The organism is Paraflavisolibacter caeni, from assembly GCF_025628885.1.
Lineage (GTDB): Bacteria > Bacteroidota > Bacteroidia > Chitinophagales > Chitinophagaceae > Flavisolibacter > Flavisolibacter caeni.
The window spans coordinates 17,421-36,909 of sequence record NZ_JAOTIF010000006.1; the positions used below are offsets into that span (position 1 = coordinate 17,421).

21 protein-coding genes and 1 other RNA gene are annotated in these 19,489 nt (G+C 40.2%); 12 read left to right on the forward strand and 10 right to left on the reverse strand.

Annotated elements, in window-relative coordinates; genetic code table 11:
- Positions 1 to 37 precede the first annotated feature (37 nt).
- From OCK74_RS10090 to fsa, 4 genes are all read left to right on the forward strand, one after another.
- The gene (locus OCK74_RS10090; RefSeq protein ID WP_279296911.1) at positions 38 to 1,099 is read left to right on the forward strand and encodes a sensor histidine kinase; all 1,062 of its coding nucleotides are present in this window, start codon (positions 38 to 40) and stop codon (positions 1,097 to 1,099) included.
- Positions 1,080 to 1,844 (forward strand): LytR/AlgR family response regulator transcription factor, encoded by a 765-nt coding sequence (locus tag OCK74_RS10095; protein ID WP_279296912.1) that lies wholly within the window; start codon positions 1,080 to 1,082, stop codon positions 1,842 to 1,844. Before OCK74_RS10090 ends, OCK74_RS10095 begins: the two co-directional genes overlap by 20 nt.
- A gap of 78 nt (positions 1,845 to 1,922) precedes the next feature.
- Positions 1,923 to 2,021, forward strand: an RNA gene (gene ffs / locus OCK74_RS10100) — signal recognition particle sRNA small type.
- Between the two features lie 166 nt (positions 2,022 to 2,187).
- Positions 2,188 to 2,862, forward strand: coding sequence for a fructose-6-phosphate aldolase (fsa, locus tag OCK74_RS10105; protein ID WP_279296913.1), 675 nt, complete (start codon positions 2,188 to 2,190; stop codon positions 2,860 to 2,862).
- A gap of 38 nt (positions 2,863 to 2,900) precedes the next feature.
- On the opposite strand, the gene OCK74_RS10110 is transcribed toward fsa, so the two are convergent.
- The gene (locus tag OCK74_RS10110; protein ID WP_279296914.1) at positions 2,901 to 3,311 is read right to left on the reverse strand and encodes a hypothetical protein; all 411 of its coding nucleotides are present in this window, start codon (positions 3,309 to 3,311) and stop codon (positions 2,901 to 2,903) included.
- Between the two features lie 158 nt (positions 3,312 to 3,469).
- Between OCK74_RS10110 and OCK74_RS10115 the strand changes: the two genes are divergently transcribed.
- The 5 genes from OCK74_RS10115 to OCK74_RS10135 all read left to right on the forward strand — a co-directional run bounded on the left by OCK74_RS10115 (position 3,470) and on the right by OCK74_RS10135 (position 7,213).
- Positions 3,470 to 4,045 carry an RNA polymerase sigma factor gene (locus OCK74_RS10115; protein WP_279296915.1) on the forward strand — a complete coding sequence of 192 codons (576 nt, stop codon included), beginning with the start codon at positions 3,470 to 3,472 and terminating at the stop codon, positions 4,043 to 4,045.
- Positions 4,033 to 5,244 carry an outer membrane beta-barrel protein gene (locus OCK74_RS10120; protein ID WP_279296916.1) on the forward strand — a complete coding sequence of 404 codons (1,212 nt, stop codon included), beginning with the start codon at positions 4,033 to 4,035 and terminating at the stop codon, positions 5,242 to 5,244. The genes OCK74_RS10115 and OCK74_RS10120 overlap by 13 nt, the downstream gene beginning before the upstream one ends.
- A gap of 78 nt (positions 5,245 to 5,322) precedes the next feature.
- Positions 5,323 to 5,724 (forward strand): c-type cytochrome, encoded by a 402-nt coding sequence (locus OCK74_RS10125; protein WP_279296917.1) that lies wholly within the window; start codon positions 5,323 to 5,325, stop codon positions 5,722 to 5,724.
- 62 nt (positions 5,725 to 5,786) lie between these two features.
- Positions 5,787 to 6,326 carry a YceI family protein gene (locus OCK74_RS10130; protein WP_279296918.1) on the forward strand — a complete coding sequence of 180 codons (540 nt, stop codon included), beginning with the start codon at positions 5,787 to 5,789 and terminating at the stop codon, positions 6,324 to 6,326.
- A gap of 5 nt (positions 6,327 to 6,331) precedes the next feature.
- Positions 6,332 to 7,213 carry a DUF5777 family beta-barrel protein gene (locus tag OCK74_RS10135; RefSeq protein WP_279296919.1) on the forward strand — a complete coding sequence of 294 codons (882 nt, stop codon included), beginning with the start codon at positions 6,332 to 6,334 and terminating at the stop codon, positions 7,211 to 7,213.
- Positions 7,214 to 7,282: 69 nt separating this feature from the next.
- On the opposite strand, the gene OCK74_RS10140 is transcribed toward OCK74_RS10135, so the two are convergent.
- Both OCK74_RS10140 and OCK74_RS10145 read right to left on the reverse strand, forming a co-directional pair.
- On the reverse strand, positions 7,283 to 8,248 hold the full coding sequence (locus OCK74_RS10140) for an SRPBCC domain-containing protein (RefSeq protein ID WP_279296920.1): 966 nt from the start codon (positions 8,246 to 8,248) through the stop codon (positions 7,283 to 7,285).
- Positions 8,245 to 8,565: an ArsR/SmtB family transcription factor gene (locus tag OCK74_RS10145; RefSeq protein ID WP_279296921.1), complete on the reverse strand. Its 321-nt coding sequence runs from the start codon at positions 8,563 to 8,565 to the stop codon at positions 8,245 to 8,247. Before OCK74_RS10145 ends, OCK74_RS10140 begins: the two co-directional genes overlap by 4 nt.
- A gap of 346 nt (positions 8,566 to 8,911) precedes the next feature.
- On the opposite strand from OCK74_RS10145, the gene hisG reads away from it, so the two are divergent.
- The 3 genes from hisG to hisC all read left to right on the forward strand — a co-directional run bounded on the left by hisG (position 8,912) and on the right by hisC (position 12,304).
- Complete coding sequence (gene hisG / locus OCK74_RS10150) at positions 8,912 to 9,766, forward strand: ATP phosphoribosyltransferase (RefSeq protein WP_279296922.1); 855 nt, start codon at positions 8,912 to 8,914, stop codon at positions 9,764 to 9,766.
- A gap of 47 nt (positions 9,767 to 9,813) precedes the next feature.
- Complete coding sequence (hisD, locus tag OCK74_RS10155; RefSeq protein ID WP_279296923.1) at positions 9,814 to 11,094, forward strand: histidinol dehydrogenase; 1,281 nt, start codon at positions 9,814 to 9,816, stop codon at positions 11,092 to 11,094.
- Between the two features lie 145 nt (positions 11,095 to 11,239).
- Positions 11,240 to 12,304, forward strand: coding sequence for a histidinol-phosphate transaminase (gene hisC / locus OCK74_RS10160; RefSeq protein ID WP_279296924.1), 1,065 nt, complete (start codon positions 11,240 to 11,242; stop codon positions 12,302 to 12,304).
- Positions 12,305 to 12,388: 84 nt separating this feature from the next.
- On the opposite strand, the gene OCK74_RS10165 is transcribed toward hisC, so the two are convergent.
- From OCK74_RS10165 to OCK74_RS10195, 7 genes are all read right to left on the reverse strand, one after another.
- Positions 12,389 to 13,156, reverse strand: a complete 768-nt coding sequence (locus tag OCK74_RS10165; protein ID WP_279296925.1) for an ABC transporter permease subunit — start codon at positions 13,154 to 13,156, stop codon at positions 12,389 to 12,391.
- Positions 13,140 to 13,913 carry an ABC transporter ATP-binding protein gene (locus OCK74_RS10170; RefSeq protein ID WP_279296926.1) on the reverse strand — a complete coding sequence of 258 codons (774 nt, stop codon included), beginning with the start codon at positions 13,911 to 13,913 and terminating at the stop codon, positions 13,140 to 13,142. The genes OCK74_RS10165 and OCK74_RS10170 overlap by 17 nt, the downstream gene beginning before the upstream one ends.
- Positions 13,914 to 13,917: 4 nt before the next feature.
- Positions 13,918 to 15,162, reverse strand: a complete 1,245-nt coding sequence (gene nosD / locus OCK74_RS10175) for a nitrous oxide reductase family maturation protein NosD (protein WP_279296927.1) — start codon at positions 15,160 to 15,162, stop codon at positions 13,918 to 13,920.
- Positions 15,162 to 16,205 (reverse strand): nitrous oxide reductase accessory protein NosL, encoded by a 1,044-nt coding sequence (locus OCK74_RS10180; protein ID WP_279296928.1) that lies wholly within the window; start codon positions 16,203 to 16,205, stop codon positions 15,162 to 15,164. The genes nosD and OCK74_RS10180 overlap by 1 nt, the downstream gene beginning before the upstream one ends.
- A 76-nt stretch (positions 16,206 to 16,281) precedes the next feature.
- Positions 16,282 to 16,836, reverse strand: a complete 555-nt coding sequence (locus OCK74_RS10185; RefSeq protein WP_279296929.1) for a fasciclin domain-containing protein — start codon at positions 16,834 to 16,836, stop codon at positions 16,282 to 16,284.
- 69 nt (positions 16,837 to 16,905) lie between these two features.
- On the reverse strand, positions 16,906 to 18,930 hold the full coding sequence (nosZ, locus tag OCK74_RS10190) for a Sec-dependent nitrous-oxide reductase (protein ID WP_279296930.1): 2,025 nt from the start codon (positions 18,928 to 18,930) through the stop codon (positions 16,906 to 16,908).
- A 30-nt stretch (positions 18,931 to 18,960) separates the two neighbouring features.
- Positions 18,961 to 19,428 (reverse strand): c-type cytochrome, encoded by a 468-nt coding sequence (locus OCK74_RS10195; RefSeq protein WP_279296931.1) that lies wholly within the window; start codon positions 19,426 to 19,428, stop codon positions 18,961 to 18,963.
- Positions 19,429 to 19,489: the final 61 nt, after the last annotated feature.

Here is a 19,489-nt window from a genome sequence, read left to right on the forward strand (position 1 = left end):
TCAGCCCTGTTTTATAAATACGCAACCCCACGGACAAATGCACACTGCAAAAATCAAGATAAACGACTTATGGTTTCGATTTTTAGGAATACCATTTATTGCATTCATGTCTCATGTCATCTTTTTCAATGAACAGCATGGGCATGAAGAGCGCTTTTCATTTTGGGAAGTTTACCTGATAGCAGTTGCCGAAGCCCTGCTGCTATGGGAGGCCAACCGCCTGGTCATCATTTGGTTTCGCAATAAATTCCCAGAATTAAGGCAGTCGGGAAAACGGATATCTGGTCTATTGGCCGGATGTATTCTTGTTACAATTATTGTGCGTTATCTGAATATCTGGGTGTACGACCAAACCTTGTTCTGGGGCTATTTATTTCCGCCTGAAGGTTACTTATACAACATTTTTGTCGGGCTTCTTTACGTGGTAATTGTTGCAGCTATTTATGAAGGCATTTACTATTTTCAGAAATGGAAGCAATTGGTGTCTGAAACTGAAGCTCTGAAACGGGAAAATCTTCAAACACAACTAGAATCCCTGAAAGCTCAAATCAATCCACATTTTTTATTCAATAGCCTGAGTTCACTTGCTTCTCTAATTATAGAGGATCAGCAAAAGGCTGTGACATTTGTAAATGAACTGTCTTTTGTATATCGCTACTTATTGCAAACAAATGATAGAAACCTGACCACTTTGTCAAAAGAACTGGAATTTCTAAATCACTACTTTCATTTATTGAAGACGCGTTTTGGAAACAGTATAGAATTGACAATTAATGTTGATCTGAAATACGTTTCCTGCATGCTGCCTCCGTTAACATTACAGCTTTTGGTGGAAAATGCAGTTAAACATAATAGCATTCTCCCTGACCGGCCTTTGAATATTCATATTTATAATGATCAGGCAGAAAACCTGGTTGTTGTAAATAATCTTCAAAAGAAAAGTTCAATGGTAAGTTCTGATAAACTAGGCTTGCAGAATATTGTAAGCAAATACAAGCTGCTTCATGTAAAGAATGTGGTAATACTGCAAACCGAGGATGCATTCCAGGTAGTCATTCCCCTAATTAAAAACCAATTGTATGAAAGTGTTGATCGTTGAAGATGAAATTTTATTGGCTAAACAATTAAAAAGCTTATTACAGGAACTGGAACCGGAACTTGAAATCGATGGACAAACCAACAGCATTGATACAACCGTACAATGGTTGCAGCAGAACGAGGAGCCGGATCTAATCTTTATGGACATTGAGCTGGCGGATGGCCAGTGTTTTGATATTTTTAGCCAGGTGATCGTTAAATGCCCTGTCATTTTTACAACTGCTTACGACGAATACGCTCTCCGTGCCTTCAAGGTGAATAGTATAGATTACCTTCTAAAGCCTATCAACAGCCAGGAACTAAAGAAAGCTTTGCTTAAATGGCGGGATCTTTATATTGAAAGGAAACAACCTATTGTTTCTTTGGAAGCGTTGGTGAAACAATTGAAGGGTTCTGTTGGTTCTAACTACCGGGAAAGATTTTTAGTAAAACAAGGTCAAAAGCTGGTATCCATTAATACGACCGAGGTTGCTTATTTCTTTTCACGCCATGCCCTAAGCTTTTTGGTAACAAGGTCAAACCAAAAGTTTGTGATTGATTATACTTTGGATGAGGTGGAGCAAGTGATATCACCGAATCAATTTTTTCGTGCTAACCGGCAATTTATACTGGCGCATGATATGATTACTTCTGTACATAACTGGTTCAATGGAAAATTAAAGTTGGAGATCAGGCTTCCTCTTGAAGAAGATATTATTGTGAGCAGGGAAAAAGCTTCGATTTTTAAAGAATGGATGGGGGCGTGAACTGTGGGTTATCCTTTTTTTTAAATAATTTACTTTTTAAGCGCAGACTTTAAACTTGTTTCCCCTAATTTTGCACCCCGGCAGGTCTTACACGGCCAGCTCCTGCTAAATCCCCCAGGATCGGAAGGTAGCAAGGGTAAGCGGTTGTAGCGGTGCGATGTAAGTAGCCTGCCTTTTTTTATTTCCCCTATTTTCAGGTTAATAATCTTCTCTCTTCAATTTATTTCCGGGTTTCTTATTGCATTTTCTTTTTAACTTTCATATCTCATTTTTTAACTGATTTCGTTTTGAGCTCTTGCTCAAAAGCATTCTTAACCTAAAAAAATCCTTCGAGGACTTAAGTATGAAATTCTTCATTGATACAGCCAATCTTGCTCAAATTAAAGAAGCCAATGACTTAGGAATTCTGGATGGTGTAACTACAAATCCTTCGCTTATGGCTAAGGAAGGCATCACTGGGGAAGATGCCATAATTGAGCATTACAAGACAATCTGTGAAATGGTCGATGGTGACATCAGCGCCGAAGTTTTATCAACCGACTTTGATGAAATTGTTGAGGAAGGCAAAAAGCTGGCAGATATTCACCCAAACATTGTCGTGAAAGTACCCATGATCAAGGATGGGGTGAAAGCAATTAAATGGTTTACCGACAATGGTATCCGTACCAATTGTACGCTGGTATTTTCAGCCGGACAGGCCATATTAGCTGCTAAAGCCGGGGCAGCCTATGTATCTCCTTTCATTGGTCGCATTGACGACAGTGGCTGGGATGGTATGCTGTTGATTGAACAGCTTTCCCAGATTTTCTCTATACAGGGATTTAAAACGGAGATACTGGCCGCTTCAATCCGCAACCCCAATCACATTGTGCGAGCTGCTGAAGCCGGAGCCCATGTGTGTACCTGTCCACTAGATTCTATTTTAGGATTATTAAAGCATCCTTTAACTGATATTGGTTTGGCCAAGTTCCTGGAAGATGCCAAAAAAATGAACCAGGTAGTGGAGGATATTTCTTAAATGACGAATGGTTTAAATGACGAAATATATTTCGTCATTTAAACCATGTTTTTCTTTGCCTTTCTTGGCTTTCTAATCTCATCCAGAACTTCCTGACTTGTTTTCAGGGGCTCATTGAAGGGCCTTTTTCTGATATATATAATAACTTCTTTCCAAATTGCTGGGTTACTTCTTAGTGCTGCCTTTACAATAATGCTATCACACTTATAGGAGCTGTCAATAAACAGGTCGTTTCCCTTAAAATAGCCTGCATTAGCAGAAAAAATAATGGAACTGGAATCCAGTGGCTGCCAACGACCATCATCATACCTGCCGTCAACACTAATGTAATTGTAAAAACCCTTTTTCAGGCTATCGGTATAAAGATTAAAAGCAATGCTTTCAATTTTTTGGGCAAGTGAAAGCTGGTAAACCGCTGTAAAAATCAATAATAAATAAATCTTTCTCACTGGCTTACTTTTTACAAAGTTCTGTTTAAAGTCGTTAAAAAATTGTTTACTATAGTAACTGACTTTTTTGTAAATTATTAAGAGATTTTCAAATTGTGGCAACCCAAATCAAAAAATATCGTATTCTTTTACAGAAACCATAACCCACTATCAAAAATTTGGAAGATTTACATGCCATAATAAAGGGATGTACCGGGAATGATCATAAGCATCAAAAGATGCTCTATGAGCGATTCTATGGGTATGCACTTAAAATTGTATTCCGATATATTTACCACTATGATAAGGCTGTGGATGTTGTCAATGATGGTTTTGTAAAGCTGTTTCATAACTTTCACAAGTTTGAAAGCAGAGATGGTGCACAGACTGAAAAGCTGCTTATGGGGTGGCTCAAAAGGATCATGGTCAATACTGCAATTGACGAATTACGGAGACGACATATGCTACCGGAAATTGGTGACCTGCCAGATCATATATGGCAAATTGCTGATAATAATTTGGCTGCAGATCAAAAAGTATTGTACAAAGAATTGATTGAACATGTAAAAAAACTACCTCCATCTTACAGGGCGGTATTCAATATGTATGTGATTGATGGTTTTTCGCACCAGGAAATTGCAAATGCGCTGGGGATTTCAGTTGGAGCCTGTAAATCCAACCTTTCCAAAGCAAGGGCCCATTTGAAACAGTATTTAAAAAAAGATGAGGAGTCAACTGAGATATGCAATCTGTAAATAACGATATGGATGATTTGTTCCGCCAGGCTGCTGAAAACTACCCGCTTAATACCGATGGCTCTGATTGGGACAAAGTATTGGAAGGGCTAGAGCCTGGCAGGAGAAAAGCTGCGCCAGAAAGAGTGAGAGAACTCGAAAGATATTTCTGGATGGCAGCCATCTTTCTGGTCGTTATTTGCACCACTTTTATACAGAAAAATGAACCTATTCACCAACCTGATAGTTCATTCACGAATACAGATGCCAATACGAAGGTTGAAATGAGCAGCTCAAAAAAGGAACTAACCTCTGGGCAGGTTCCCCAAAAAAGTATTGTATTAAATCATGCAGAAAAGAACCTGGTGCATAATAAGAAACCCGATCAAGCTTTTATCCGAACCAAAAAAGCAAAGAGCCCGTTTTTAATACCGTCCAAAGAAAACGCGCAAGAGCAGCAAACAAAAGCTTATGTTCAGGATCCCAATAAGCATCCTGTTTTAGTAAACAGCGAAAGTATAACAAAGAACCTGGAGCAAATTACACCTTTAGATTCTATCCGGTTGCTGTCAAAGGATAAAATCACTGTTGAAACGGGTGACCTATCAAATAGTGAAAAGGAAAGGTTTGCGCAAAAAATATATACTGCTTTTATTGCTGGTCCTGATGTAACCACTGTAAAATCACAAAAGGTGAACAGCCCAGGCTATAGTGTTGGTCTGCTTGTTGGTTACCAGTTCAGTAAAAGTTTTTCATTAGAAACGGGAGTTTTATGGGGACATAAAGATTATTACTCAGAAGGTAAACATTTTAATAAAAGCGGCCTTGGTCTCCCTCAGCATGCAAAGATTCTGGATGTTAATGGCTATTGCGATATGTTTGAAATTCCGTTTAATGTGAAATTCAACTGGGTTAAAAAGAGCAATTACAACTTATTTGCAACGGCCGGCGCTTCATCCTACTTAATGAAAAAAGAAAAGTACGATTACTCATATGATTATTACGGAACACAATATAAATATTACAAGAAGTACAACAATGCATCCCGTGATTGGACATCTATACTCAACCTTAGTATCGGGTTCGAGAAAAAGATAGGCAATGCAGGTAGCTTTCGTTTAGAACCATATATGAAACTTCCGCTCAGAGGTGTGGGCATTGGTGATTTGCCAATGAGTAGCAATGGTGTTTTTATTGGATTTAGCCGCACTCTTCGTTAATCAATAATTTGAGCATTAGCATTACATCAATAGGGCAATCTTATTTGATCAGGAATTTTTATTTATAAATATCAAGACATGAATCGAAAATCAACATTGTTCTCCTTATTGACATTTGCTACCATTTTGATCACCAGTTGTTCAAAAGACAATGAACAAGATGAAGCGCAAAATCAAAATCCTTCAGGTGGTGGAAATGGGGGGAGCACATGCGATACCGTAAATATTAAATATGCAACCGGAGTGGTGCCAATACTACAGGCTAACTGTTATGTTTGTCATGGCAATGGATCTGCTGAAGGAAGCGTAACATTAGACAACTACAATGCATTAAAGACAAAGGCTAATAATGGAACTCTGCTTGGTGTGATTACACATGCAGCAGGGTATCCGCAAATGCCTAAGAATGGAGCAAAGCTGTCCGACTGCAATATCAATAAGATCCGATCATGGATCAATAACGGGGCACAAAACAATTGAGTCGGTTTACTGGTTATATATGAACGTTACCTAAGAAATAGCAACCTTTAATCAATGACCAAATGAAAAATCTTGCACTATTATTATTGTTATTCCTATACAATGAATCGGGAGCTCAGACTTTCCTCACCAGGAATGGTTTCATAGGCTTCTACTCCAAAACACCTTTAGAAGATATACGGGCAGAAAACAAGCAGACCTATGGGATGATCGATGCAACCAAAAAGAATATTGCATTTACGCTACTGGTTAAGGGATTTACATTTCAAAAACAATTGATGCAGACACATTTTAATGAAAATTATGCTGAAAGTGACCGTTATCCAAAGGCAAACTTTGTGGGTACCTACAGTGGTGATGTGGATGTTAGTAAGAATGGAATTTATCCTGTGGTAGTAAAGGGACAGTTAACGTTCCATGGTGTAACTAAGGATCTTGAAGTTCCTGCCAGTATTGAAGTACAGGATGAAGCTTTAATAGGTAAATCAGAATTTAAGCTCATACCTGCTGATTTCGATATAGAAATCCCTTCAATTGTACGGGAAAAAATTGCACAGCAAATGGATGTTCGTGTGAATGTCAAATGCAACAAAATAAAATGATCAACATGACGAAAAATATTATTACCTGTCTTATCCTATTAATTAATAGCGTTGCATTTTCCCAGGATACAACCTTGTTGAAACAGTTGGAAGATTCCATGCCACAGCAATTGCATCAGGATGTTTCCGCGGGTACTTTTAAGGCGACTCAAATAATTAATACACCAACAGTGGAATCACCTGGAAAGAACGGCTTGCAGTTTTTGATCATGCACCGTTTTGGACGGATCAATGAGGGTGCTTATGCTCTCTGGGGCCTGGATAATGCCACCATCAGATTTGGGCTTGATTATGGCATATCAAATCGATTTTCAATTGGTGTAGGAAGAAGTTCTCTGGATAAGACCTATGATGGTTCTTTCAAGTGGAAGATGCTGCAACAAACCAAAGGAAGAATGCCTTTAACAGCTAGTCTATATGGATTGATGACGTATACAACATTGAAGTATGATGATAAACCTTACTTGACTTCAAAACACCGTATTGCATACGTGACTCAATTGCTTATGGCCCGTAAATTCAGTTCGCGGCTTTCATTTCAATTGAGTCCTTCCTGGATACACTTCAACCTTGTGCCTACACCAGAGGATCAGAATGATCTATTTGCATTGGGTATTGGCGGCAGGATGAAGATTACAAAACGCACCAGTTTCAATGCTGAATACAATTATCTGCCCACAGGCCAGATCAGTAGTACAATAGTTCACCATTCCGTATCATTTGGTTTTGATATCGAAACAGGTGGGCATGTATTCCAGTTGGTCTTTACAAATTCAGAAGGAATGATCGGGCCCTATTATTTAGCGAAGACGTCTGGTTCCTGGGGTGATGGTGATATCTTTTTTGGTTTCAACATTTCCCGTGCTTTTAGTTTTAAAAAAAGATAGTGGGAATAAATGCCGGGAAATTAAGATCAGGCTTTCTAGCCTGATCTTTTTTTTCATTTAAACTCCCTATTAGCTATTCTGATAGTTGATCATCCAGTTGATGCCGAATTTATCAGTAAAGCTGCCAAAATACGCGCCCCAAAACATATCTTGTAGTGGCATGGAAATGTTACCTCCTTCAGATAGTTCTTCAAAAATGCGCTTTGCTTCTTCTCTGGACTCAGGCTCAATGTTTATATGCATATTGTTGCCGTATATTGATGTAAAGCCCATTTCTTTTGGGGCATCAGTTCCCATAAGAATATGATTGCCTATTATGGGCAATTCAATGTGTAGCACCATGTTCTTTACATTTTCTGCTATAGGTGGCTGACTTGGATCTGCTGGTAATTCACCAAATCGTTGAATGCCTTTACCACAAAATTCAGTTTGGAAAACAGATCTATAGAATAAAAATGCTTGTTCCGTATTACCTGGAAAGTTCAGGTAGGTACTAACCCTGGGTGAGTGATTGGGTTTAAGTTCGCTTCTTAGTTTAAATTGAGCTTCAATATACTGGTCAAGGTTTTCAAGAGCCATTGTGAAACCTTCTTTAAAGCCCATTTCAATTATTTTTTCAAGATCGGCAAGTTCATCATATTTTATGGTAATATCCACCGTTGTGCTGTCCTCACTTTCATTAAAACTGTTTGTCCAGAATGAGCGAGGGAAGTCTTGATTGATATTCCCTTTTTCATCACAGAATGCGTCCAATGCAGAAAAACTTTCCAGGGGGCGTATCTCTTTGTAGTCGGCCCTGCACCAATGAACATCACCTTCTGGGCCAACCATTGCATATAACCAATAACCACCTTCTTTAAAATTCAGTGATTTAGTCTTGGTTTGGTAAGGTTTTGGTGCCCACCAAAGGTCAAGTAATTCAGGTTTTGTCCAGGCATCCCAAACAAGCCCAAGTTGTGCTGCAAACTCTCTTTTTACATGGATGGTCTTATTCTTCTTGTCTACTGAAAAATCAAAAAGCAAAATCTGGTTCATTTTTTATGGTTTTTGGTTGTTGATAATAAATGATCTAGCTGGTCAAACCGGTTTTCCCAAATTTTCCTGAACTGATCAAGCCATTTGTCAATTGCCTTCATTTTGTTCACTTGCAGTTGATAATAAATTTCTCTTCCCTGTTGTTCTTGTTTCACAAGTTCACATTCTGTTAAAATGCGTAAATGTTTCGACACTGCCTGTCGTGTAATATCAAAGTGCTCTGCAATAGCGTTTGGTGTCATTGCCTGCAACGCTATCAACCCAATTATGGCCCGTCTGGTAGGGTCAGCTATGGCTTGAAAAACATCTCTTCTCATTTTGGAATTATTTTGAGAAACCAATTGGTTGCAAATATAGTATATGCAACCAATTGGTTTCTCAAATAGCAGGAATTTTTTTGCACCCGCTCAATTTTGAGCACATGGCAATTGTAAAATGTGTTCACCCCCCAAGCTCATGTTCAGATTTTTTTTGCTGGGAAATTCTCAACCCTTAATTTTGCGCCACAATTATGACAATTTTCGCACATACACATCATGCTCATACTTGCCTCCAGGGGTAAGCCATTGATGTTTTGTGCGTACAAATAATTGAGGCTTACCCACGGGTAAGCCTTTTTTGTTTAAGAACTGAACCAAAAAGTAAATCAAAAACCTTCAAGCAATGGTCCTGAAACTCGCAATTCAAAAGTCTGGTAGGCTGCACGAGGATTCAATGAAGCTGCTCAATGATTGCGGCATCGGTATTAAAAACGGCCACAATCAATTAAAGAGTGTTGCCGATAACTTTCCTATTGAAGCCTATTTTTTACGAGATGACGATATTCCCCAATATGTTGAAGATGGAGTGGCCCATATCGGTATTGTTGGAGAGAATGTACTGTATGAAAAGAACAAATCTGTTGATATTGTTGAGAAGCTAGGGTTTGGCAAATGCCGTTTATCCATTGCTGTAAAGAAAACAGATGAATATGGTGATGCCCGGTTCTTAGAAGGGAAGAAGATTGCAACAAGCTATCCTTTCCTTACCCAGGACTTTTTGAATAAAAATGGTGTAAATGCGGAGATCCATGAGATCAGCGGCTCGGTAGAGTTGGCTCCAGGCATTGGCCTGGCTGATGTGGTTTGTGACCTGGTTAGCAGCGGGTCTACTTTGTTTATGAATGGCCTGAAGGAAGTGGAACCTATTTTGCAAAGCGAGGCAGTAATGGTCAGAACAAAAGAGCTTACCGAAGAACAACAATCAGTCCTGAACCAATTGTTGTTCCGCATCCGTTCTGTGCGTAAAGCAAAAAGGAATAAGTACGTGTTGATGAATGCCCCCAACGAATCTCTACCTCAGATTATCAAACTGTTACCTGGCATGCGCAGTCCGTCAGTGCTTCCTCTGGCTGAAACCGGATGGAGCTCTGTACACAGCGTTTTGAGTGAAGATGAGTTTTGGGATAAGATAGAGCAACTTAAAGCCGCTGGTGCCGAAGGCATACTGGTGGTCCCGATTGAAAAAATGATCGTATAAATCCTGTTCGGGAATTATAATAATTTGACATTTCACCATTCATCAATATGCAGTTATTCAATAATCCTTCTAAACAAGATTGGAACGGCCTTTTACAAAGACCCTATAATGATAATACAGCTGTTTTGCAGTCAGTTCAATCTATTTTGTCCGAGGTAAAGCAGAACGGCGATGCCGCTTTAAGGAGCCTGGCATTAAAGTTTGATGGTGCAGAGCTGAAAGAGTTACAAGTGAGTGCATCAGAGATCGAAGAGGCCGAAGTTCTGTTAACCACAGAATTGAAACAGGCTATTCAACAGGCAAAAGAAAATATTTTCACTTTCCATTCTTTTCAAATGCATAAGCCACGCTCTGTTGAAACGATGCAGGGCATAGAATGCTGGAGAAAAAGTGTTGGTATAGAAAAGGTCGGTTTATACATTCCTGGTGGCACTGCGCCTTTGTTTTCAACTATCCTGATGTTGGGCATTCCCGCATCTATCGCAGGTTGTAAAGAAGTAGTATTATGTTCACCTTGCAACAAAGAAGGTAAGCTGCATCCAGCCATACTATTTACAGCTAACCTGGTGGGCATTAAAAAGATCTTCAAAGTAGGAGGGGCCCAGGCTATTGCAGCTATGGCCTATGGTACAGAAAGTATCCCTGCCGTGTATAAGATCTTTGGGCCCGGCAATCAATATGTTACAGCGGCCAAACAATTGATTCAGGTAAGTGGGGTAGCTATCGATATGCCTGCTGGCCCTAGTGAAGTTTGTGTCCTTGCAGATGAAACGGCCAACCCGGCTTTTATAGCGTCCGATTTATTATCACAGGCGGAGCATGGCGTAGACAGCCAAGTGTTGTTGGTGAGTACATCAGAGCCCATGGTACAAAAAGTGCTGCAGGAAGTGAAAAAGCAGCTGGAGCAATTGCCCAGGAAAGATCTTGCTCAAAAAGCACTGAATAATAGTAAGGCTATTGTGGTAAATACAATGGATGATGCCATCGAAATGGTGAATGAATATGCTGCAGAACACCTGATCGTATGTTGCAGGGATGCAGAGGTAATTGCTGAAAAGATTTCGAATGCTGGTTCTGTTTTCATTGGAAATTATTCGCCCGAAAGTGTAGGGGACTATGCCAGTGGAACTAATCATACTTTACCAACGAATGCCTTTGCCCGTGCTTATAGCGGTGTTAGCGTAGATAGCTTTGTTAAAAAAATCACTTTCCAGAAGCTTTCTAAAGATGGTCTGAAAAACATTGCACAGACAGTGATTGAAATGGCTGAAGCAGAAGGCCTGAAGGCTCATGCTAATGCAGTGAGGGTAAGGATATCTGAACCTTGATTGGAGGAAATTTGATAGATTATTTTGGAGTAAAAAGCTTTGTAAATAGGTAAATCAAAGGCAGTTATTCCAATCATGGTTATTATAACAGTAAACAAATATTTCAGGATAAATCCTGTTCATCTTTATAAAATCCAGCAAATCTGTGGTTACTTTCAACCTTGACAATCTCGTCAGAGAAAATATAAAAGCATTAACACCTTATTCTTCCGCCCGGGATGAATTTAAAGGTGAGGCAAGAATATTTTTAGATGCCAATGAAAACAGCTTTGGCTCTCCACTTACTAAATGGTACAATCGCTACCCGGATCCTTTACAATGGGAGTTGAAAAAGAAGATCGCTTCTATCAAATCTGTAAAGCCCGAAAATATACTTTTGGGTAATGGTAGTGATGAATGCATTGATCTGCTCATCCGTGCTTTTTGCGAGCCGCAATTGGATAATATTGTTATTTGTCCGCCAACATACGGCATGTATGAAGTGTATGCAAACATCAATAATGTGCCCTTAAAAAGGGTGCCCCTGACACCAAATTACCAATTAGACCTTGAAGCATTATCCGAATCGGTGGATGAACGCACCAAGCTTATCTTCCTTTGCTCTCCCAACAACCCTACCGCTAATAGCCTTTTACGTGAGGATGTGGAGATGATTCTGAATAACTTCGATGGTTTAGTTGTCATCGATGAAGCTTACATCAACTTTAGCAGGCAGCGCTCCTTTATTCCCGACTTGCAGGACTATCCCAACCTGGTGATCATGCAAACGTTTTCAAAAGCCTGGGGATTAGCTGCGCTGCGCTTGGGAATGACCATTGCTTCACCTGAAATCATAGACATCCTGAATAAAATAAAGCCGCCTTATAACATCAACCAGGCAACCCAGGAATTAGCGATGAAGGCGTTGGACAACCTGGATGACGTGAATGCAATGATCAAGGAAATCGTTGCCGAGCGAGAACTATTGACAAAAGAATTGCAAGAGCTTTCATTGGTTGAGAAAGTATATCCATCTGATGCCAATTTTGTGCTGGCAAAAGTTTCTGACGCTTTATCTATATATAACTTTTTAAAAGATCATGGAATTATTGTTCGTAACCGAAGCAATGTGATCCTGTGCGAGGGGTGTCTACGCATCACTATTGGTACTCCTCCTGAAAACAAAGAACTACTTGCAAAGCTGAAACAATATTCAGACGGCGTTGCTTAATACGGAATAAAAATAAAAAGAGCCTGGTTAAAACAGGCTCTATCTTAATTCGTTATTCTACATTCGAATCATTCGTCTTTCCTCTTACAGGTCTTTCCTATTAAATGATCTTACCGCCAGCAGCAATGGTGTGATCATCCAGAGCAGCATGATACCTATGGTGTACAATGCTCCTGTGCCACTACCAAAGAAATCTTTGTACATAGCTCCTGTATATCCCATAAGGGCACTAATATCCATCTTCAGCATGATAAAGATCCTTCCCAAGTCAACAGGATTTAAAGATGAAAGTAACAATGTTAGCTTCTCCAGCGGATAATCACTGAATGTAAATAGCACAAGCAATACCAGTCCGTCATATATGAGGGCAAAATAAAACCACAACATCAATGCAGCGCCAATACCGCGGGCTTTATCCCGGGATTGTACGGAAGTAAAGAAAGCAAGGGATGTAAAAATAAAGGTGAGCAGGCAACCCGTTAAAACTAAGGATATCCCTGTGCTATTAAAATAGAATAGTACAACAGGAATACCTACACCAATCAGGAAAGAAGAAGATAGTGAAAGGGCGGTTCCTAAATATTCACTTAACAGGATCTTAGTCCGGCTTACCGGCTGTGAAAGCATAAGTTCTATGAACTCATAGGAATTATAATAGTGAATAGTAGAAAACACCATGCTGATCAGGGGGACAACAATCAGTACAATATTCAACAGGCTCAAAACAGCTTTCCCACTGTTATCTTCCATTTGGAACAATGAGAAGGAAACGGCCATAAGGAACAATGTATACGCAATGATTACTTTACTCCTCACGATATCATACAAAACATATTTAGATAGCTTTAGCATAGTCGGCCTCCCTGTTTTCGGTCATAGGAATAGTGGCTGTTCCATCTTTAAGGTAGCGTTTCATTACCTGGGCAATGGCTTTCTCCAGCCTCGTTTCTCCGGTTTGCTGCTTGATGTTTTCAACTGTTTGATACAGGTGAAGCTTTCCATCCTGCAGGTACATCACATCTGTAGTCAGTTCATCCAGGTCACTCAACACATGGCTCGTTATCAGGATTAGCTTACCCTTCTTCTTTTCCTTTATAATTTTATCTTTTAGGATTTCACTTGCCAGCGGATCCAAACCTGCTGTAGGTTCGTCAAGAATCAATACATCCGGATTGAATAAAAATGCAAGCACAGCACTCACTTTTTGCCTGGTGCCACCTGACAAGCTACGCATGTTTTTGTCCTGCATTTCATCCATCTTGAAATCAAAAAACAGCTCATCATCCAAGGTGCCGTCTTTATGGTTCCTGATATTTTTGACCATTTCTATAACCTGTCCAATCTTCATGTTGTCCGGGTAACGGCCAATTTGCGGCATGTATCCAATATTATCTCTATAGGCCACCTGCTTGTCAATCGACTTGCCAGCAAACAAAATGCTGCCTGCATCTGGTTTCACAATGCCAAGAATGGATTTGATCAGCGTTGTTTTGCCAGAGCCGTTAGGTCCTATCAATGACACCACCTGTCCTCTACTGAAGGATGCGCTAACATCATTCAGTGCATGCAGCTTTTTAAATTTTTTATGTAGGTTTTTTATAGTGATCATCGTTTCATTTTTTTTCTTTCAATTTCAATCCTTTCATCAGCGGTTGGTCATCGCGTAAGTTTTCAGGTGTAAGGCTGGGAATAGCACGTTCTGCTTTGTCAAGCAATGAAACCATAAAGCTGCGCAAAAGCATCAATGTATTTGGGCTGTTTTCTACAATGGTGGAATACATGCTGACCGGGTGGTAAGCCACATCTCCAAAGCCATCCTTATTCAAATCATAGCCTTCGTATTTGTCCCAATAATTGTTATTAAAAGTATTCAACACCAGTGTGCCATTTGTCCCAACATCAAAGGTGTTTGACAAGAAATTGTTATGAAAGAATGTGTTATCCATGCAACTTGCCTGCACCTTTGCTGCCCACCCATTAGCTTTAAAAACATTGTTGGTTACATTGATCCGGTTAGTGCCTTCCATATAGATGCCGACAGTGTTCTGGTAAAAGGTATTGCTATCAATTTTGCTATCGTTGATTTCTTTGAGCAATAAGCCATAAGCCGCTGCGCCCCAGTTGCTGTCAAAATGATTGAGCAGCATGTGCACTTGCTTTGAATACATCACTGCCACGCCAGCGCCATTATTTTTGAAAGTGTTTTCTACATACCAATTATCATTCGAGAACATAAAGTGTAAACCATACCGTATGTTGCCTTCGCTAAAATTTTTCTGGATGAGTGATTGTGTAACAAACTCAAAGTAGATGCCATCGCGATGGCCATGAATTTCATTGTTTTCAATTAAAGCATTGTTACATTTCCACAGGTGAATCCCATTTCCGGTAGTTTGTTCAGATTTGGTAAGACCATTGAAATAATTGCTTCGAATAGTAAAATGATGGCTATTGGCTATATGTACGCCAAAGTATGCATTTGTTACCCGGTTGTTTTCAAAAATGATATTGCTTGCGTCTATTATTTTCACTGAAGCAAAATCGTTCATGGCAGAATAGCCAGAGTTCGTAAAATGAAAACCTTTTATAGTTATATCTTTCCCACTGACAGTAAAGATCTCGTATTTGTCGGCTCCATGTAGCAAGGGGTAGTTTTCACCAATTAGATAAATGGATTTGATGATGACGATATTATTGATATAATAGGTTCCTTTTTTAACAAGAATAGTATCCCTGTCCTGAGCGGCAGCAACAGCCTCCCGGATTGTTGAGTAGGTCTGTCCCTTTCCCACAACCAGTGTGCGGCATAACCCTGGCAACGCCATTAAAACACATGCTATCAGGAAAAGATTTTTCATTATTGAACTTGATTGTATAACGATTGCCAGTTCATTACATGGCCGTTTACTGTTTTCTGCAATTCCGCTGCAGCCTTTTCATTACTTAGTGCTGCGGCATTGCTATTCATTGGACTGTGAATTTGATCACTAACTACATAGGTTGCACTTTCCGCTTTGATAAAATCATTTTCTTTCTGATAATTGATCACCAGGTTTTGTGCAATATCCTCCTGTTTTACTTCCCCCTTTTTCAAAGCGCTGATCAGGCAATGCATATCGTCAAACTTCAATATTTTGCCCTTCTTTGTAATAATCTCTGCCCCAAATTGTGGCGACATGATGGTCATCTTACAGAAATGACAGCCGTCTTTACCATAATTAAAGGGTTCCGGACCTGTCTTGCAGGATGTGAAAATTGTAGCTATAACAATTGACGTCACTGCTAAATGGTTGTATTTTTTGTTCGATTGGTTTGGGTTTTTCTGATTTCTTCTATTGCGCATAGTATCAAATATCCATGCTCCAATAAATAAAGCTCCTGCTGCTACAATGATCCATCCGCCATTTGCTGGATACGAGAAGGCATCAAAGTTCAACAGCTTTTTATGTCCAATTAATGGTGGTTGATAGGATAATCCGGGCACTTGAATAGCAGCTGTAGGATCCAGGTTGTGGCCATAGTCGTAACCCCATTGGTAAAAGTCGTACATGGCAGTAACGCCTCCAGCTATTAAAAGAAATATAAATGCTAGCAATAGATTTCGATTGCCAATAAGGGCTACTAAAAGACCTAGCACCACAAAAGCACCAACTACATAAACCAGGTAAGTAAACTCCGGAAACATTTCTGCCTTAATGTGCTTCATCCCGATATAGTGGTTCAGGCCATTGATGATATCCACCTGTCCTGTTATCTTATTCAGCCAGATTTGCATACTGAGACCTTCCGGATATTGAGGTGCAACGAGGTCTATGTTCCAAATGGGAAAGAAGATGGTGGCAATTAATGCCAGGGAGGCAATTACAACAAGAATTCTAGCTATTCGACTCATCTTTTTCATAACCTTTCTTTTAAAGCTTCCAGGGAGTAGTGAGCCCTGGAAGCTGTATGATGAAAATGACAACAATAAATCTTATCTACTGTGGTTGCAAAACCCCATCAATCACATGAATGATACCATTCGATGCAGGTATGCTCGCAATGATAGTTGCTGTTCCATTCACAATCAATTTTCCATCCTTCTTGCTGATGGTAATATTCTTGCTGTTCGCTTGGTTGATTACTTGTCCGTCCTGCAACATCTCAGGTTTAAACACACCCACGGAAACATGATATTGAAGGATATCCTGAAGTTCGGACTTTTTATCATCTTTCATCAACGCATTCAGCGTTTCCTTGGGTAATTTCTCAAAGGCTGCATTGGTAGGAGCAAACACTGTGAATGGACCTGCATTTGAAAGAACATCTACCAATTCTGCTTGTTTCACTGCTGCAACTAGCGTACTGTGGTCTTTGGATGAAGCAGCAACTTTTACAATATCTTTTTGCGATTCGTCATCCTGTACAGCAGATTGTCCGCCAACAGATTCTGTATTTTCTGTTGATGATTGTGCCTCATTGGTTGAAGCATTACAAGCAAAGGCAAATAAAGCGATTATTAATATTGATAAGCAATTGATGATCTTTTTCATATAATGCAATCAATTTTATTTAGTTTTAGTATAGAACAGAGCAGCCTTATAAGGCTGCTCTGCTTTTTTTTATTTAGATGATTTTGGGGTCGTTGCTGGCGTACTGGTTGCAGTAGCAGCTGGCAGGTTGGTACCTGTGCTATATGTAAGTGCAACATTACTACCGGCAGGTGATATGCGGATGTATCCTTGCATTTCCTGGTGCAATGCAGAACAGAAGTCGGTGCAATAGAACGGGAATACACCAATTCTGTCGGGCTGCCATTTCAGCGTTTGTGTTTCACCAGGCATAATCAGGATCTCTGAATTATTAGCGCCTTTGATAGCGAAACCATGCGGTACATCCCAATCCTGTTCAACGTTGGTTACATGGAAGTAAACTACATCCCCGAGTTTAACACCTTCGATATTATCAGGAGTCAGGTGTGAACGAACGGCTGTCATAGAAACATGCACTTCATTGCCTTTGCGTTCTACTTTTGTTTGATTGTCTCCTTTTGCTGCATACGGATGCTGGTTTTCTTCTATTTTATAGATCTTCTTACTATTATTCATAATAAGTGAAGCTGGAATAGATTCTGCATAGTGCGGCTCACCAACAGTTGGGAAATCCAGCAATAGCTTCATCTTTTCGCCACTGATGTCATACAATTGCGCACTTTGTGTCAACTCAGGACCTGTGGGCAGGTAACGGTCTTTAGTGATCTTATTGTAAGCAATCACATATTTACCCCACGGCTTTTTAGTGGGGCCGCCAGGAATCGACAGGTGGCCAACTGAGTAATAAGTAGGTACGCGGTCCAACACTTTAAGGCTCTTAATGTCCCATTTAACGATTTCTGAAGAAACAAAGAAAGATGTATATGCATTGCCTTTTCCATCAAACTCCGTATGCAAAGGTCCGAGACCAGGCTTTTGTACCTCGCCATGCAGAACAGCATCATATTTCAGTACTGGGATACCGTCGTAGCTGCCATCGAAATTTTTGCTGGCAATTGCTTGTTGAATCTTAGCAAATGAAAATACAGGAATAGTAGCTGCTAATTTTCCCGAACCAACAATGTATTCGCCTGTTGGATCAACATCGGTTCCGTGTGGGCTCTTGGGACAAGGCATCATATATACCATGTCAGGACAGTCTTTTGGATCCAAAGTGAGCACTTCATTGATCATTGTAGAAGTGGCAGTATGGGTCTTTTCATCCAATACATTATGAGCATATTTCACAGGTACTTTCTTGCCTTTACCTGCGCGTGCATATTCCTGGGCCTTTTTCCAATTCACGGCCATGATAAAGTCTTTGTCTTTAGCTGACGCATTTACTTCCAGGAGCGTATTTGCTTTTTCAGAATTATAGCAGCTAAAGAAGAACCAGTCTTTAGAGGGCCCCTTACCGGCACGCGCCAGGTCAAAGTTGACACCAGGTAAGAGCAACTGGAAGTCGATAGACATGTGGCCAGTAGCCTGGTCAACAGCTATAAAAGAAATCGTGCCCTTGAAGTTGTCCTTATAGGTGTTGATGGGTACATCAGTATTACTATTGTCCAACGGGATTGAGAAACGGGTGCCTGCTACAACATACTCTGTGTTTTCTGTAATAAAAGGAGAGGAGTGGTTACCGGCACTATTAGGAATTTCAATGATTTCCTCTGTGCGGAAAGTGCTCAGACTTACCCGGCCAATCCGTGGGGTATTATTTGCATTACCAAAAGCCCAACGGCCGTCATGCTCGCCATTAGTAGTTGAAAGAGCAATGTGGTGAAGGTCGTCCCAGGGCACAAAGCCATGAGATGTGTTCAACATGGGTTTTGATTCTTCGCTAAAGCCATATCCGTTTTCCGGATGTTGCGAAAAAACAGGAATAATACGAAACATGCGCCCGGATGGAATTCCATAAACGCTCATTTGGCCATTAAAGCCGCCAGAAACGATATTATAAAATTCATCGTGTTTACCCGGGGCAACATAAACTTTTGAGGCTGCATCGTTAGTTGAAGCACTGCCTGCAGAACTGGAATTACAGCTCTGTAACCCACTTGTTAAGGCAGCTACAGATGCTGTCAGGATGAAGAGTTTTGAGGAGTTGACTTTCATAAAATTTATATGTTGTTGAAAATGAAGAGATTATTTTACGCCATCGTTACTGCGCATAAATTCAATGATGTGACGGGCCTCATCTTGTGTTACGTTCTGGTTTGGCATCCTTACCAGGCATATTTCAAGGAGTTTTTGCGCTTCACCATCAGTATTTAGCATTTCATCCGGATGCGTAATCATATTCAAGATCCAGCCGGCTTGGCGTCTTTGGGTAACACCTTTCCAACCTGGGCCCACCAATTTCTCATCGGTTAGCTTGTGGCATGATTGACATTTCATTTCATAAAGACCTTTCCCTGTTGTTACCCATTCCTGATTTAATGGGGTGCTTAGTTGAACTTCTGGCATGGACAATGCAGCAGTTGCTGCTTCGGCTGTTTTTGTTGCAGGTTCCTGGCTAGTTTCCGGTTCCTGGGCCTTGTTTTCTGAACAAGAAAACATCGATAATGACCCTGCAAATAGAAGAGCTGTGGTTACAATTTTGATCTTTCTCATTTGTTTTTCTTAGTGTCTGTTTACAATTAATAATTGGTCTATTGCTGCTGGCAGATGGTTG

Bases quoted from the DNA above. Each gene is read 5' to 3' on its own strand.
- OCK74_RS10170 (WP_279296926.1), bottom strand. From the start codon at position 13,913: ATGATCACTATAAAAAACCTACATAAAAAATTTAAAAAGCTGCATGCA.
- OCK74_RS10145 (WP_279296921.1), bottom strand. From the start codon at position 8,565: ATGAGAAGAGATGTTTTTCAAGCCATAGCTGACCCTACCAGACGGGCC.
- nosD (WP_279296927.1), bottom strand. From the start codon at position 15,162: ATGAAAAATCTTTTCCTGATAGCATGTGTTTTAATGGCGTTGCCAGGG.
- OCK74_RS10125 (WP_279296917.1), top strand. From the start codon at position 5,323: ATGAATCGAAAATCAACATTGTTCTCCTTATTGACATTTGCTACCATT.
- OCK74_RS10090 (WP_279296911.1), top strand. From the start codon at position 38: ATGCACACTGCAAAAATCAAGATAAACGACTTATGGTTTCGATTTTTA.
- OCK74_RS10195 (WP_279296931.1), bottom strand. From the start codon at position 19,428: ATGAGAAAGATCAAAATTGTAACCACAGCTCTTCTATTTGCAGGGTCA.
- OCK74_RS10120 (WP_279296916.1), top strand. From the start codon at position 4,033: ATGCAATCTGTAAATAACGATATGGATGATTTGTTCCGCCAGGCTGCT.
- OCK74_RS10140 (WP_279296920.1), bottom strand. From the start codon at position 8,248: ATGAACCAGATTTTGCTTTTTGATTTTTCAGTAGACAAGAAGAATAAG.
- fsa (WP_279296913.1), top strand. From the start codon at position 2,188: ATGAAATTCTTCATTGATACAGCCAATCTTGCTCAAATTAAAGAAGCC.
- OCK74_RS10095 (WP_279296912.1), top strand. From the start codon at position 1,080: ATGAAAGTGTTGATCGTTGAAGATGAAATTTTATTGGCTAAACAATTA.
- OCK74_RS10180 (WP_279296928.1), bottom strand. From the start codon at position 16,205: ATGAAAAAGATGAGTCGAATAGCTAGAATTCTTGTTGTAATTGCCTCC.
- OCK74_RS10130 (WP_279296918.1), top strand. From the start codon at position 5,787: ATGAAAAATCTTGCACTATTATTATTGTTATTCCTATACAATGAATCG.
- hisG (WP_279296922.1), top strand. From the start codon at position 8,912: ATGGTCCTGAAACTCGCAATTCAAAAGTCTGGTAGGCTGCACGAGGAT.
- OCK74_RS10135 (WP_279296919.1), top strand. From the start codon at position 6,332: ATGACGAAAAATATTATTACCTGTCTTATCCTATTAATTAATAGCGTT.
- nosZ (WP_279296930.1), bottom strand. From the start codon at position 18,930: ATGAAAGTCAACTCCTCAAAACTCTTCATCCTGACAGCATCTGTAGCT.
- OCK74_RS10185 (WP_279296929.1), bottom strand. From the start codon at position 16,836: ATGAAAAAGATCATCAATTGCTTATCAATATTAATAATCGCTTTATTT.
- OCK74_RS10165 (WP_279296925.1), bottom strand. From the start codon at position 13,156: ATGCTAAAGCTATCTAAATATGTTTTGTATGATATCGTGAGGAGTAAA.
- hisD (WP_279296923.1), top strand. From the start codon at position 9,814: ATGCAGTTATTCAATAATCCTTCTAAACAAGATTGGAACGGCCTTTTA.